This is a genomic window from Escherichia sp. E4385 (genome assembly GCF_963883145.1).
Classification (GTDB): Bacteria; Pseudomonadota; Gammaproteobacteria; order Enterobacterales; family Enterobacteriaceae; genus Escherichia.
In genome coordinates, this window is sequence record NZ_CAWOOJ010000001.1 from 1 (window position 1) to 13,298 (window position 13,298).

The following is a 13,298-nucleotide window of genomic DNA, read 5'->3' on the forward strand; positions in this document are numbered from 1 at the left end:
TTTTCCCCGATTCAAAAAGCAGGGACAGAATGATGCATTTCGCTACCCGCAGGGCGTTAAGCTCGATCAGGAAAACAGCCGTATTTTTCTGCCGAAACTTGGCTGGATGCGCTACCGGAACAGTCGTCAGGTCATGGGAGTTGTAAAAAATGTCACAGTCAGCCAGTCCTGCGGTAAGTGGTACATCAGTATTCAGACAGAAAGTGAAGTATCTACTCCTGTTCATCCTTCAGTATCAATGGTCGGACTGGATGCTGGCGTGGCTAAACTTGCCACGCTGTCAGATGGCACAGTCTTTGAGCCTGTAAACAGTTTTCAGAAAAACCAGAAAAAGCTGGCGAGACTTCAGCGACAGTTAAGCCGCAAGGTCAAATTCAGCAACAACTGGCAGAAGCAGAAACGCAAAATACAGTGTCTGCATTCCTGTATCGCAAATATCCGCAGGGACTACCTTCACAAAGTCACAACGACAATCAGCAAAAACCACGCAATGATAGTCATTGAGGATTTGAAGGTCAGCAACATGTCAAAGTCAGCAGCGGGTACGGTCAACCAGCCGGGGCGCAATGTCCGGGCAAAATCAGATTTAAACCGTTCGATACTGGATCAGGTCTGGTATGAAATGCGCCGCCAGCTTGAGTACAAAGAGCTCTGGCGTGGCGGTCAGGTGCTTGCGGTTTCGCCAGCGTACACAAGCCAGCGTTGCGCGTGCTGTGGTCATACAGCGAAAGAAAATCGCCCGTCACAAAGTAAATTCAGATGCCAGGTATGTGGATATACAGCGAACGCCGATGTAAACGGCGCTCGTAACATTTTAGCGGCGGGGCACGCCGTTCTTGCCTGTGGAGGGATGGTGCAGTCAGGCCGCCCGTTGAAGCAGGAACCCACCGAAATGATTCAGGCGACAGGCTGAACGTAGCAGGGATCCTCGTCATTCAGGGCGTGGAGGATGTCAAGGCGAGGAATTATTGATCAGTGCACTGACCGGGCTGTCGAAGTGTGATTTCATGGCTTGAGTCGCCGTTTCGACATCTCTGGCACACACCGCGTCGCAGATTTTCTGGTGTAGTGTGATGATGTGATTGCCATACTCTTTTTGATCGCTTTGGGCGTTTAACCCCTCCTGGATGGATTGCCGCAACTGCTGATGTAATGCCTGCAATAACATCATAAAAAGCGGATTTTTTGAGGCAACGGCGAGTAACTGATGGAAGCGGATATCATGGGTGATAAAGCTTTCAACATCATCGAACTGTTCGCGGATTTTTGCCATTTCAGCCCGTAGGTTAGCAAAATCTTCCTCTTCGCCATTACGGGCAGCCGCTTCCACAACGCCCAACTCCAGCCAGCGGCGTACTTGAAGAATTTGCTCTGTTGTCACTTGTTCGGTCGCCAGGGCAAATCCAAACACCACGCGCAGCACTTCATCATCAAATTTTTTGATTCGTGGCACTTTACCGCTGTGCGTTTCCAGAATCCCCAGGGCGGCAAGTGAACGATAGGCCTCACGCACAATACCCCGACTGACACCCAATTTCTGAATCAACTGAACTTCACTGGGAACTGGCATCCCCGGTGTCAATTTTTGTTCGGCGATCAGGTTAAGAATATGATTTTTGACCTGTGACGATAACGTTACGCTGGTCAATAACGCACTCTCACTCATTTTTACTCCTGTTGTACTTTTTCCTGGTCGGTAAAATCCAGAATACCGGGACTGTATCCTTCATATTTTCCTCCAGAACCCTTGATTATCAATAGACTACTGCGCCTGTGCGCCCGCCATGCAGTGCGAATCAAAGACATATTGCGTCAAAGCGTGGCGAAGAAATAGTAAATACCCAATTTTTTCGTGACGCCCATCGCAGTATTGTGCGCTTTTTCTCCTTACCCTGTAAACCTGTTAAACAGGCTTATAGGTAAATATGATGTGGAAGAGTGATAACGAACTTTTTGCGTTGATGAAAACCCGGCTATTTACCGCCGTGGTTGGCGATATTCTCGACACGCTGGGCTATATGCACCAGTTTGTTTCTCCGGCAATCAAGCCGCTGGAGGTGAATATGGTGGTGGCAGGCCGGGCAATGCCGGTGCTGGAGTCCGACGTTTACGAAACCAAATCGACGTCGGGTAAGACGGCGATCGGCGAAAAACCGTTTGGCATCATGTTTGAAGCGCTGGATGCCCTCAAAGAGAATGATGTTTACATCACTACGGGCAGCTCTCTGCGCTATGCGTTATGGGGCGGGTTGATGTCTACCCGTGCCATGCATCTGAAAGCAGCAGGAGCGGTACTTGATGGTTACGCCCGTGACTCTGCTGAAATTCTTGAATTGAAATTTCCCACCTTTTGCCATGGCACTTACGCACAGGATCAAGGTCCGCGCGGCAAAGTTATCGATTTCGGCGTACCCATCGAATTTCACGGTGTGCGGGTGAATCCGGGCGATATCGTGTTTGGCGATCGTGACGGATTACTGATTATTCCCCAGGTTGTTGAGAAAGAAGTTATTAGCCAGGCGCTGGAAAAAGTGGCAACTGAAAGTGAAGTGCGCAAAGCCATCAGTGATGGCATGAGCACGGTACAGGCCTTTGAAACCTTCGGCGTAATGTAAGGAGAGCAACGAATGAAGGCATTAACCATTGAGCAGGGAAGTCAGGCGCGATTTGTTGATATCCCCGAACCGGTCTGCGGGAAAGGAGAAGTGCTTATCAATGTTGAGCGTGTTGGGCTGTGTGGCTCTGACCTCAATACCTGGCGGGGGCTGAATCCGCTGGTTAATTATCCCTGTATTCCGGGGCATGAAATTGGCGGCACGGTGCTGGCAACTGGCGATATGGCGGGGGCGATCAAGCCTGGTGACCGGGTGGTCGTACTGCCGTGCACTGAGTGTGGCGTGTGCAGCTCCTGTCTGAGCGGTCGTCCTAACGCCTGTAAGAACAACCAGACTCTCGGTGTACAGCGTCAGGGTGGGATGGCGCAACAACTGACGATGCCTGCACATAAGGTCATTGTTTGTAATGCCTTAAGTGTTGATGAGTTAGCGCTGGTAGAACCGTTGGCGGTGGGACTACATGCAGCCAGACGTGCGCAAATTAATGTCGGTGAATGGGTCGCAGTTATCGGTTGTGGGGTAATTGGCCTTGGCGCTATCGCTGCGGCATCCGCGATGGGCGCGCGCGTAATTGCTATCGATATTGATGATCGCAAGCAGAACATTGCCCAGGAGTGCGGCGCGCAACGTTTTCTTAATTCGCAGCAATGTGACGTGGCGGCAGAACTGGCGCTGTTAAATGACGGTCGCGGCCCGGAAGTGGTGATTGAAGCGGTGGGTAATCAACAAACCATTGAACAGGCTACAGGGCTGGTGGCGTTTAGCGGTCGTGTGGTTTATGTCGGTTACGCCAAACAACCAGTGAGTTATCAGAGTGCGCAGTTCCTGATGAAAGAACTGGATATCCGTGGTTCGCGCAATGCCACCGTGGCGGATTTTCGTGCCGTGCTGGCATTGATGGAGTCCGGGCGTTATCCGGTCAGCAATCTGGTGAGCGCTCACTATCCGCTGGAACAGGCTGATCACGCTTTTAGCGACTGGGCAAGTGATCCCGGCGCGTATACCAAAATCCTCATTGACCTTTAAGGAGCGACACCATGAATGCTTTTTCTTTACATAACAAAACCGCGCTGATTACAGGGGCGGCCAGTGGACTGGGGCTGGCAATGGCCAAATGCATGATAGTCAGCGGGGCGAAGGTCATTATTGCTGACATGAACAGCGAGCTGGCAAAAGCTACTGCCGGAACATTGGGGTCGCAGGCCAGTTGGATACAAATGGATGTCGGCGATACCGCAGCCGCGCAGGAAAAAGTTGATGCGCTTATTAGCGAACACGGGGCTATCGATATCCTGGTCAATAACGCAGGCAATCACTGCAAAAAACCGATTGAAGAGATGAGTGTCAGTGATTTTGAGTCAGTGCTCGACGTTCACGTGGTCGGTGCATTTGCGTTAACCAAAGCCCTTGTGCCGCATATGAAACAACGCGGTCAAGGTTGTGTTCTGTTTACCGCCTCTATGACCTCATTTCTTGGGCAGCCTCTGGTTACTGGCTACAGCGCTGCGAAGTCAGCCTATCTCGGCATGATTCGCGGTATGACCACGGAGCTTGCCGGACACGGGATTCGCGTCAATGGCATTGCGCCTGGTTGGATCGATACACCAATGTTGCGTAAGGCCATTGAAGGCGATGACGAACGCCGTAACAAAATCCTTGGTCGTACACCGATGAAAAAATTCGGTAAGCCGGAAGATATCGGTTGGGCAGCGGTTTACCTGGCTTCAGACGCAGCGGCATTTGTCAGTGGTCAGGTGCTGGTGGTCGATGGCGGCGCATTGATCGGCTTCTGATGTACGGAGGAATTATGCGCAAACGTGCGTTAAAGCTACATGCCAAAGATAACTGTGTAGTCGCGCTGAATGACATCGCCAGTGGCGATATTGTCTGGTGGGATGAGGGGGAAATGGTGGCCTGTAGTTCCGTTACCCTGGGTCACAAACTGGCCTGCGAAGCGCTGAACAATGGTGATTCGATTCTGAAATATGGCGCCATTATCGGACATGCCACTCGTGATATTGCCATGGGTGAACATGTGCATTCCCATAATCTTGCCAGCAATGCCATCGCCATTTTTCATCATGATGATGCCGGCTATCAGCCAGAGGAAAAAGCATAATGGAAGGTTATGTACGGCAAAATGGCCGACCGGGTATTCGTAATACTGTGCAGGTAATCTTTATGGTGGAGTGTGCCAGCCACGTCGCTAAAAAGATTGCCGAAGGATTTCCTTGTCACGATGTGCAGTATTTTGGTTTTTCAGGTTGTTATCCCAGCGATTACGGCTATCGGCTGGTGAAAAATCTGGCGACGCATAGCAACGTAGGTGGTGTACTGATTATTTCGCTGGGGTGCGAGAATTTCGATCGCCGTCGGCTGGAGCAAGAAGTTCGCGAAAGCGGGCGACCGTGTCATACGCTCGTCATTCAGGAAAATAAAGGTACGACCAACACCATTACTCTGGGTAAGCAGTTGGTCGCTGAAATGCTGGAACAGCTTGCGGATACACCGCGTTGTACTCTGAACTGGAGCGACCTGGTGGTTGGCACTATCTGCGGTGGTTCCGATGGCACCAGTGGTATCACGGGCAATCCGGCAGTAGGGCGTGCCTTTGACCAGTTGCTGGAGAAAGGGGCTACCTGCATTTTTGAAGAAAGCGGTGAGTTGCTTGGTTGTGAGCAACATATGATGTCGCGAGCGGGCAGTCCGCAGGCACGTGATGCCATCGAAGCGGCAATGACAAAAGCAGATCGTTATTACAGTTTGATGGGGCTGGGGAGTTTTTCCAATGGTAATGCCGAAGGTGGCTTAACCACGCAGGAAGAAAAATCCCTCGGGGCATATACCAAATCGGGTGATGCGCATATTGCTGGTGTTATTTTACCGACACAACAAACACCTTTTCCCGGACTTTGGTTGATGGACGTTGTGCCTGATGGTGAGCCACGTTTTGGTTATCCGAATATTAATGACTCATCAGAAGCGCTGGAACTTATCGCCTCTGGCTGTCATATGGTGTTATTTACCACGGGGCGCGGTTCGGTTATTGGTTCTGTGATCGCACCGATTATTAAAGTGTGTAATAACCCGCAGACGTGGGAGCATTTATCTGACGATATGGACGTAAATGCCGGACGGGTTATTAGCGAAGGCGCAACGCTCGACGACATTGCGGACGATATTATGCAGGTGATTGAAAATGTCGCCAACGGTCAACATTGTGCCGCAGAACGACTGGAACATCAGGAGTTTGTTTTAACGTATAAAGCATTTGATTACAACAAAAACGCAGTCTGTCGGGCAGATCCCCGTTAATCAATAAAGCTCTCACAGGTAATAATAATGAAGAAATTACTGACGTCATTTTTATTTCTTTTCGCTATATTAAGTCCGATGCTGAATGCCGCACCGGTAACTATCAAAATCGCCTATGAAAGTAACCTTGGCGAACCCGCGGATACAGTAGTGAAGTACTGGGCAGATCTTGTGAAGAAAAAAAGCAATGGAGATATTGTTTTCGAGCTTTACCCAAGTTCACAGTTAGGATCTAAACAAGATATTACAGAGCAAGCGTTGATGGGGATGAATATTATCACCATCAGTGATGTTGGTTTTTTAACTGACTATGATGCAGACCTGGGAATATTATTTGGGCCTTATTTAACCGAAGATCCGCAGAAACTGTTTGCGATTTATGCCAGCGACTGGTTTAAACAGAAAGAACAAAAGCTGCGGGAAAAAGGTGTGCATATTGTCATGAGCAACTATCTGTACGGTACCCGGCAGATCATTGCTAAAAAACCAATTCGTACACCGGAAGACCTGAAAGGAATGAAGATTCGCGTACCGAATAACGTCATGCAGATTAAGGCCATTGAAGCAATGGGCGCAACGCCAACACCGATGCCGCTGGGAGACGTTTATCCGGCGCTGACTCAGGGAATGATCGATGGTGTGGAAAACCCGGTTTCTGTTCTGTATGGGCAAAAACTGCATGAGCAGGCGAAATATCTGTCAATGGTGAACTATCTGACCAATACATCATTATGGTTGGGTGGAGAAGCGTTTTTCAGTACCCTGACACCTGCGCAGTTAGATATTATTCACCAGACAGCGTATGAAGCTGGTTTATATAGCCAGAAAATTACCACTGAGCAGGATGCAGCAATGTTGAAAACCATGCAGGAGCAGGGCGTAGAAATTATCTATCCTGACGTGGCTCCTTTCAAAGAAAAAGCCTTAAAAGTGTACCAACAATTCCCGGAATGGACCCCGGGGTTATATGACACTATTCAGCAACAGCTGAAATAACTTCATGGCACAAGGACAGGTCGGTGTTTCGGCACCGACCGTTAAGAGCAGAGGTGTGTATGCGTCTTTTAGGGAAAGTAATTGAAGTTGCCGCAGTATTAACGCTCTTTTTATTAGTGATAATAACCATTGGCGCGGTAATCATGCGCTACGTATTTAATATGCCATTACAATGGACAGAAGAAATCTCCGGTTTATTAATGGTTTGGGTGGTGATGTTCGGTGCCGTTGTTGCTGAAAGAGATAATACTCATTTGTCTATTCCATTTTTAGCTGATGCACTTACACCTCGCTGGCAACGCGTATTAACCTTATTTGTCTCTCTGATATCTATTATTTTGCTGGTTGTTATGGCCTGGTCTGCATGGAAATTAGCTGCCGGGACAGCGTTTAAAACAACCCAAATATTAAAAATATCCTGGTTCTGGATCGATATTGCAGTCACGGTTGGTGCTATCGGCATTGCCTGTTTTACCGCCTTACACCTGATAAAGAAAACACCCAACAAGGAAGGTGAATAATGACCGCATTGAGTGAATTACTGGCGGGAAGTTGGCTGGATAACTGGCTGATGATCATTCCGCTGATGTTCATCTGTTTATTTATTAATATGCCGGTATGGCTGGCGATGTTTTGCGGCATTCTGACCTACTTCCTTTGCTATTCAAACGTACCGTTAATGGTGGCAATTCAGCGCTTGATTGCCACGACGCAAACTCCTTCGCTGTTAGCTATTCCGTTTTTTATCTTATTAGGTACGCTAATGAGCTATACCGGTATTGCCGCGCGTATTTTGCAAATTGCCAACGTGTTGGTTGGTAGAATGCGCGGTGGCCTGGGCGGGGCTAACATTCTGGTGAGTACCATGATGGGCGGCGTCAGTGCTTCTAACCTGGCGGATGCTGCGATGTTGTCGCGCATGATGGTGCCGGAAATGGAACAGAAAGGTTATTCCCGTGGCTTTGCCGCTGCGATAACTGCCAGCGGCTCGCTGATCACGCCTATTATCCCACCGGGTATTGCACTGATCCTTTACGGACTGGTGGCGGATGTCTCCATCGGTTCCATGTTTATGGCCGGGATCCTTCCGGGACTGCTGTGCGCCGCGATGTTGATTGTCACCGTCTGGCTGGTGGCTATTCGTCGCGATTTAAAGCCTTCCAGTGAACACTGGCCAAAACCGAAAGAAGTGTCGGTGGCTCTGGTGCAGGCCTGGCCAGCATTGTTTTTAATCGTTGCGGTTATCGGCGGCATTCGGGCAAATATCTTCACGCCAACGGAAGCCGGAGCAGTGGCGGTATTGTTGGTGATGTTTATTGGTTTTGTCATTTATCGCGAACTGAAAATCAGCCATGTATTTACTGCGCTCTCTGAGACGGCGCGTTCCACGGCGTCAGTCATGTTAATCATTATGGCGAGTGCCGCGCTGGGCTGGATATTTTCCCTCGAGCGGGCCGGTATAACAGTTGCGGAGTTTGTGACCTCTCTGACCGATAATAAATACGTCTTTTTATTGATTATTAATCTATTGCTGCTGGTGCTTGGCATGTTCCTTGAAGGCAGCGCCATCCTGCTGATATTAGTGCCGTTGCTTAAACCTGTGGTGGCGCATTTTGGCATTGATCCGGTGCATTTTGGCATCATCATGATCCTCAACTTATCGTTAGGAACGTTATCACCGCCTGTCGGAACGGTGATGCTGCTGGTGTGTAATACCGTACAGGTTTCTGTCGGGCAATTTATGCGAGAAGCGGTACCACTACTGATAAGTCTGATTTTACTTCTGTTGGTCATTACCTATATTCCGATAATATCTTTGCTGCTGGTTTAAACAATAAATGTAATACCCTTTGATTGAGTATGACCCCCGTGATTTTTTCGGGGGTATTTTACCCATAGGCTTTTGCATTATTTTTTCTATGGTCAACCGATGGGGTGTTTTTTAAAATAATTTAGAGTATATGCTGGTTAGAAAACGTTCTGACCAGAAGGCCAGAACGTTGATAACAATATAACGACAGTGATACACACAACGTTCTATCCGCGTGAATAGAATTTAGTTGTAGTTAATTTTGAACAGCACCACGGTATCAAAGGGGCCGGGCTCAATGGGCGTGCCGCTTATAGATGACAGTTCTGCCGTATAGGCTTTTTCATAGACCAGCATGTCGCTGGTAAAGTCGGCGTATTCAGAATATTTATTGAATGTATAGGGTGAAGAATTTTCATCCAGCACACGTAGCCGCAATCCATTCCCCACGAGCAGCGCCTGATCGCCTTCCACCAATGTTTCTTCGGTATAAAACGAAGAACTGACTTTGAAGCCATCGGTGCATTCACCATTTTGGGTTTTGGTCGTTTTGATGGAGAACGTTTTTGTCATATTGTGACGGCGAATATCCAGCACGTTAAATTTACCAAAATCGATGACCTGATTATCGGGGGTAATGGCGAAGTCGACACCGCAGTCAAGAACGCGAATATTTTCCAGCCCATAGATGTGATATTTCAGGTTTTTGGCCGAGGGATCTTCGTTGACGCCGCCAGCGCCATCAAATTGTACGACAGTGTAATCGCTAAGGGTGCTTTGATAATCGTGTGGCGGCATTTCGCGTAGTTTGACGTACAGTCGCATACGTGCCATAAATGTTCGCGATTTACGGATATTTGCAGGATCACCAGAACAAATTTTATTTTGCCATCCCATTGCGATTATTTGCTCTGGCGTATACATGTCAATTTTTTTACTGTCGATGCATTGGTTAGTATCGATACGGCTTTTTCCGAGGCTGGCGTCATAATCAGCGCCGTTATAGGTTACACCGAGTTGATAGTAGCGATCCTGCATACCGGGGTAGGGGTTTACCCATGCATAAACGTGCTCACTTTCGAAATCACCGTTAGTATTGTTATCACAATAGACGGGGATTTTAATATCATCGGATTCCCAGATTTTATCTCCCGTTTTGGCGTTAGCCGGGACGGCGAATGGCATAATCGTTTCTGCTTTTTCCACCGAGCCGCCTGAGGCGCCAAAATAACAGTCCAGCGCCAACGCGTTTTTTAAGGGCAGAAATAACAAACAGGCAATGAGTAACAGTCCTTTGCTTATACTCATTGTTTATCCTCCACCACGCGCTGCATTTTGCATGGCCCCTGACAGTTGAGCGTCGTCATACGCAACGCGCCATAGTCATCCATATAACCAAGATAAAACTGGTTGCCGTTATAGTTACCCGTACTGGCGATTGCCGAAGTAAAAGGCGCTATGAGCGTACTTTTAAAGCCGGGCAGAATGCCTTTTTTATCGCGGCCAAGATAGGCGATTGTCAGGTAATAAGGGGTCGGGTTTTTCAGGGTAAGTTGATTATTCTGCTGGCTGACCTGTAACTGTAATTCCACATGCTCGCCCGATTTTTTGCGTAATCCGGCGGGCCGCCAGAACAACTTTATACGGCTCTGGATAGCAACTTGAAGAATGGCATGACCGGTTGCTTTTTCCGGAGCGGGGGGGATCTCGCGCAGATTATAGTAAAACAGCGACTCACGATCGGTCGGCAATTGGCTGGTTGAAGATTGCTTGACGATACGCGCCTGCGAGGTCGCTTTCGCTTCCAGACGTTGGATTGGCGGCAAGGCTACGAGGAAATCATCGCTTTTATCCCCTTTGTCATTTTCTATCCATGAGTATGCGAGATAGGGAAGTTTATCGCTGCGATTTTCTATCCGCAGGCTGGTCGCTTTATCTTTGGCGTTAAACACGATGCGAGTGCGATCGGGCTGTAACGCAGCATGGCTGCATAAGCTCACGATCAGCAGAATAAGGGGCATTCCTTTAAAAATTGTCATTGTCTTTTCCTTAATTAATGACAGGGGAGAATCAGACGTTTACTCATATCTTCCAGGTGCTGAGGAAGCTGAATTAAACAACGCTGTTTATCACCCCAAAGTATTGTGAATCGCTGACTTTCACCCACACCACTTAACCAGGCGTGGCCATCTTCCCCCACCATTCCGACGCTGATTCCGCTTCCTTCTTGCCGGATATCGGCGCCGAGTGGTGGGAAATGACCGCTGGAGTCGCGGATGATGACGTTGACATCTTTTCCAGAACGTGAAGCCAGCGCTTTATAGCCGATCGCACCTTCCGTCCAGGTTTCTTTGACCACGTTTTCGGATACCGTGACGCCGTCGGGCAAGTCGTTCATATTGACCGCGACAGTCGAGGGTTGGTAACTGGAGACAAACGGTACGACCGCAATGCCAAAGCGGTTGGTGTAGTCGAGATTACCCTGAATCGGAATGTCGGCTACACCGTCTGTACTAACCATAAGACGAGGTTCGTTGGTGGAGCTACGGCGATGAAACGCAGCGCCATAGCGTGTAGCAGTAAAGGAGCCACTCCAGCTGGTGCTGGCAGAGCTGTAATCATTAGCGGCGTACGTGCCAGACAGATCCCACTCGCCCGCAGAACTAAGATGCTGATAATTGCCGCTAACCTGCGCGCCATTGTCAGGGCGGTCAGATTGCAGGCCGGTCGATATTCCCCAACTGTTACGGTCATCCAGGGTATCGTTCCACGACATGCGGTGCGAGGTACTATTTTTACTGTCCTGCATGTCATAACCAATGCGGCCACCGTCACCAATAGGCAATGAAATGGACAGGTAAATCTGGTTATCACGAGCTTTGTCTTCGTAATGTGTGGTGTTAAATGAGGTTGAGACGGAAATATCTTTCCAGTCACCGATATCAACGTTAAAGCCAGCGGTAATATTGGCGGTTGTGGAGGACTCCGCATTCCACCAGGTTTGACGCAACACGTTGACGTACAGGTTGAGATTCAGCGGCGTAATGGGTTGCCCGGCGGAAAGGCTGATTGTCCTTTTTTCATCCTGAGCATCAGCGTCATTGTATTTATGATCGATATAATTGGCGTAGCTATGGAAATGGCGGTCGGAGAAACGATATGCCGCTATCGAAAGAAGACTGTCGGTGGCATCTATCCGTTTACTGTAGTTGAAGCGATAACTGTAACCTTTCTCGTCCGGTTGATTATCAAAACGACTTTTAGCCCAGGTGACGTCGAAGGAGAGCGCCCCCAGCCACAGCATATTTTGCCCTATACCCAGCGCGCCAGAATGATAATCGTCCCCGGCGAGAATCAACCCGCCATACAGTGAAGTATTGGAGAACACCCCCCAGGAAGCTTCATTACTTAAAAACGTTTCGTTTTCAGTATGATGAGACAAAGAAGGGCGCGGACGACCCGCTGCAAGTTTATAACGCACCTGCCCCTGGCGGGTCAGAAAAGGCGTTGATGCTGCGGATACCTGGAAATTATTAACCCGGCCATCTTCCTCCGTCACTTTAACATCCAGTGTGCCTTGAACTGACTGATTCAGGTCATCAATGATAAACGGGCCAGGTGGGACTTTTTTCTGATAAATGACGCGTCCGGTATGGCTTATGGTGACGGTAGCGTTAGTTTGCGCCACGCCGCTAATTTGCGGTGCATATCCGCGTAATTCCCAGGGAAGCATTCGGTCATCGCTGGTCAGGGAGGCGCCGGTATACGAAAAACCGTCAAAAATATTGGAACTGAGATCGGTTTCGCCAAGCGTTAATCTGGAGCCTATTTGTGGTAGCGGGCGAAACAGATAGGTTCGGGAAATGGCCCCGGATTGATCATGTACATCACCATTATCGGACTGGTTGAGCTGGTAATCGCTACGCAACCGCCATGCTCCGGCGTTAATACCCGTTGTACCGTAAGCATTCAGATTGGTATTACTGCTTCCTTCTTGCGGACGATAAGTGCTGGCAAACAGGTTGTAGTCCAGCAGGACACCCGAAACTCCGGTATCCCATGTTTCAGGCGGCGCCCAGTTGTCTGAATGCCATGCCAGCCAGGCTTGTGGAATCGAGATATTAAGTTGTTGGTTGGTCTGATCAAACGTAAAGACAATTTCCGGCAGGCCGCTAAAATCAAAACACTGATTAACCTGCGGCAATGTCTGGCGGATTTTTTCTTTAAGGCCAAATTTACTCAACAGGGAATCATTGATACAAGGAATTGTTTTGTCGTTGGCTTTTTGCCAGTGAATAGATTGCCCACTGCTGATTTGAATATTATTAACAACGACGCTAACAAAATAATCACCGGGGACGATAGCGCCTTTTTCATTGAGCAGAGAAATATCAACGCTATCGCGCATCGATTTATCAAGGACGTTAAGGTTAAACTCCACTGCCAATGCAGAGGGGATAGCCATTGTCAGGCAGGATAAAACAGAAACTCGGTAAATATTCACGGCATCCATACCTGATAAATATTTGAAGAAAGGCGGCTAACTTGCCGCCGTAATACGT

At 48.7% G+C, this 13,298-nt stretch carries 13 protein-coding genes; 9 read left to right on the forward strand and 4 right to left on the reverse strand.

The window, feature by feature from the left end:
• On the forward strand, nt 1-913 hold a 913-nt coding region (locus AACS80_RS00005; RefSeq protein ID WP_138183603.1), incomplete at its 5' end, for an RNA-guided endonuclease InsQ/TnpB family protein.
• A gap of 39 nt (nt 914-952) precedes the next feature.
• Here AACS80_RS00005 and AACS80_RS00010 read toward each other — a convergent pair.
• A complete protein-coding gene (locus AACS80_RS00010; RefSeq protein ID WP_130209844.1) occupies nt 953-1,666 on the reverse strand; it encodes a FadR/GntR family transcriptional regulator in 714 nt (237 codons plus the stop codon).
• Between the two features lie 259 nt (nt 1,667-1,925).
• Here AACS80_RS00010 and AACS80_RS00015 point away from each other — a divergent pair, with 259 nt between their 5' ends.
• The 8 genes from AACS80_RS00015 to AACS80_RS00050 all read left to right on the forward strand — a co-directional run bounded on the left by AACS80_RS00015 (nt 1,926) and on the right by AACS80_RS00050 (nt 8,757).
• A complete protein-coding gene (locus tag AACS80_RS00015; protein WP_240725799.1) occupies nt 1,926-2,615 on the forward strand; it encodes an RraA family protein in 690 nt (229 codons plus the stop codon).
• A 12-nt stretch (nt 2,616-2,627) separates the two neighbouring features.
• Nucleotides 2,628-3,641 (forward strand): zinc-binding alcohol dehydrogenase family protein, encoded by a 1,014-nt coding sequence (locus AACS80_RS00020; RefSeq protein WP_000646084.1) that lies wholly within the window; start codon nt 2,628-2,630, stop codon nt 3,639-3,641.
• An 11-nt stretch (nt 3,642-3,652) separates the two neighbouring features.
• Entirely contained in the window at nt 3,653-4,408 is a 756-nt protein-coding gene (locus tag AACS80_RS00025) for an SDR family NAD(P)-dependent oxidoreductase (protein WP_130259820.1), read from the forward strand.
• 14 nt (nt 4,409-4,422) lie between these two features.
• The gene (locus AACS80_RS00030; RefSeq protein ID WP_001361279.1) at nt 4,423-4,734 is read left to right on the forward strand and encodes a UxaA family hydrolase; all 312 of its coding nucleotides are present in this window, start codon (nt 4,423-4,425) and stop codon (nt 4,732-4,734) included.
• Nucleotides 4,734-5,930, forward strand: a complete 1,197-nt coding sequence (locus tag AACS80_RS00035) for a UxaA family hydrolase (protein ID WP_135409687.1) — start codon at nt 4,734-4,736, stop codon at nt 5,928-5,930. The genes AACS80_RS00030 and AACS80_RS00035 overlap by 1 nt, the downstream gene beginning before the upstream one ends.
• Nucleotides 5,931-6,008: 78 nt before the next feature.
• Nucleotides 6,009-6,926 carry a C4-dicarboxylate TRAP transporter substrate-binding protein gene (locus AACS80_RS00040; RefSeq protein WP_445236437.1) on the forward strand — a complete coding sequence of 306 codons (918 nt, stop codon included), beginning with the start codon at nt 6,009-6,011 and terminating at the stop codon, nt 6,924-6,926.
• 59 nt (nt 6,927-6,985) lie between these two features.
• A complete protein-coding gene (locus AACS80_RS00045; RefSeq protein ID WP_130209852.1) occupies nt 6,986-7,447 on the forward strand; it encodes a TRAP transporter small permease in 462 nt (153 codons plus the stop codon).
• Nucleotides 7,447-8,757 (forward strand): TRAP transporter large permease, encoded by a 1,311-nt coding sequence (locus AACS80_RS00050; RefSeq protein WP_130209854.1) that lies wholly within the window; start codon nt 7,447-7,449, stop codon nt 8,755-8,757. Before AACS80_RS00045 ends, AACS80_RS00050 begins: the two co-directional genes overlap by 1 nt.
• Before the next feature lie 225 nt (nt 8,758-8,982).
• On the opposite strand, the gene AACS80_RS00055 is transcribed toward AACS80_RS00050, so the two are convergent.
• From AACS80_RS00055 to AACS80_RS00065, 3 genes are read right to left on the reverse strand one after another with little or no spacing between them, the layout of a single operon-like run.
• Nucleotides 8,983-10,044: a fimbrial protein gene (locus tag AACS80_RS00055; RefSeq protein ID WP_138183605.1), complete on the reverse strand. Its 1,062-nt coding sequence runs from the start codon at nt 10,042-10,044 to the stop codon at nt 8,983-8,985.
• Nucleotides 10,041-10,775 (reverse strand): fimbrial biogenesis chaperone, encoded by a 735-nt coding sequence (locus tag AACS80_RS00060; protein WP_130209858.1) that lies wholly within the window; start codon nt 10,773-10,775, stop codon nt 10,041-10,043. The genes AACS80_RS00055 and AACS80_RS00060 overlap by 4 nt, the downstream gene beginning before the upstream one ends.
• Nucleotides 10,776-10,789: 14 nt before the next feature.
• Nucleotides 10,790-13,249 carry a fimbria/pilus outer membrane usher protein gene (locus AACS80_RS00065; protein ID WP_171021434.1) on the reverse strand — a complete coding sequence of 820 codons (2,460 nt, stop codon included), beginning with the start codon at nt 13,247-13,249 and terminating at the stop codon, nt 10,790-10,792.
• Between the last annotated feature and the right edge of the window lie 49 nt (nt 13,250-13,298).

Bases quoted from the DNA above. Each gene is read 5' to 3' on its own strand.
- AACS80_RS00060 (WP_130209858.1), bottom strand. From the start codon at position 10,775: ATGACAATTTTTAAAGGAATGCCCCTTATTCTGCTGATCGTGAGCTTA.
- AACS80_RS00025 (WP_130259820.1), top strand. From the start codon at position 3,653: ATGAATGCTTTTTCTTTACATAACAAAACCGCGCTGATTACAGGGGCG.
- AACS80_RS00040 (WP_445236437.1), top strand. From the start codon at position 6,009: ATGCTGAATGCCGCACCGGTAACTATCAAAATCGCCTATGAAAGTAAC.
- AACS80_RS00020 (WP_000646084.1), top strand. From the start codon at position 2,628: ATGAAGGCATTAACCATTGAGCAGGGAAGTCAGGCGCGATTTGTTGAT.
- AACS80_RS00065 (WP_171021434.1), bottom strand. From the start codon at position 13,249: ATGGATGCCGTGAATATTTACCGAGTTTCTGTTTTATCCTGCCTGACA.
- AACS80_RS00035 (WP_135409687.1), top strand. From the start codon at position 4,734: ATGGAAGGTTATGTACGGCAAAATGGCCGACCGGGTATTCGTAATACT.
- AACS80_RS00015 (WP_240725799.1), top strand. From the start codon at position 1,926: ATGATGTGGAAGAGTGATAACGAACTTTTTGCGTTGATGAAAACCCGG.
- AACS80_RS00055 (WP_138183605.1), bottom strand. From the start codon at position 10,044: ATGAGTATAAGCAAAGGACTGTTACTCATTGCCTGTTTGTTATTTCTG.
- AACS80_RS00050 (WP_130209854.1), top strand. From the start codon at position 7,447: ATGACCGCATTGAGTGAATTACTGGCGGGAAGTTGGCTGGATAACTGG.
- AACS80_RS00030 (WP_001361279.1), top strand. From the start codon at position 4,423: ATGCGCAAACGTGCGTTAAAGCTACATGCCAAAGATAACTGTGTAGTC.
- AACS80_RS00010 (WP_130209844.1), bottom strand. From the start codon at position 1,666: ATGAGTGAGAGTGCGTTATTGACCAGCGTAACGTTATCGTCACAGGTC.
- AACS80_RS00045 (WP_130209852.1), top strand. From the start codon at position 6,986: ATGCGTCTTTTAGGGAAAGTAATTGAAGTTGCCGCAGTATTAACGCTC.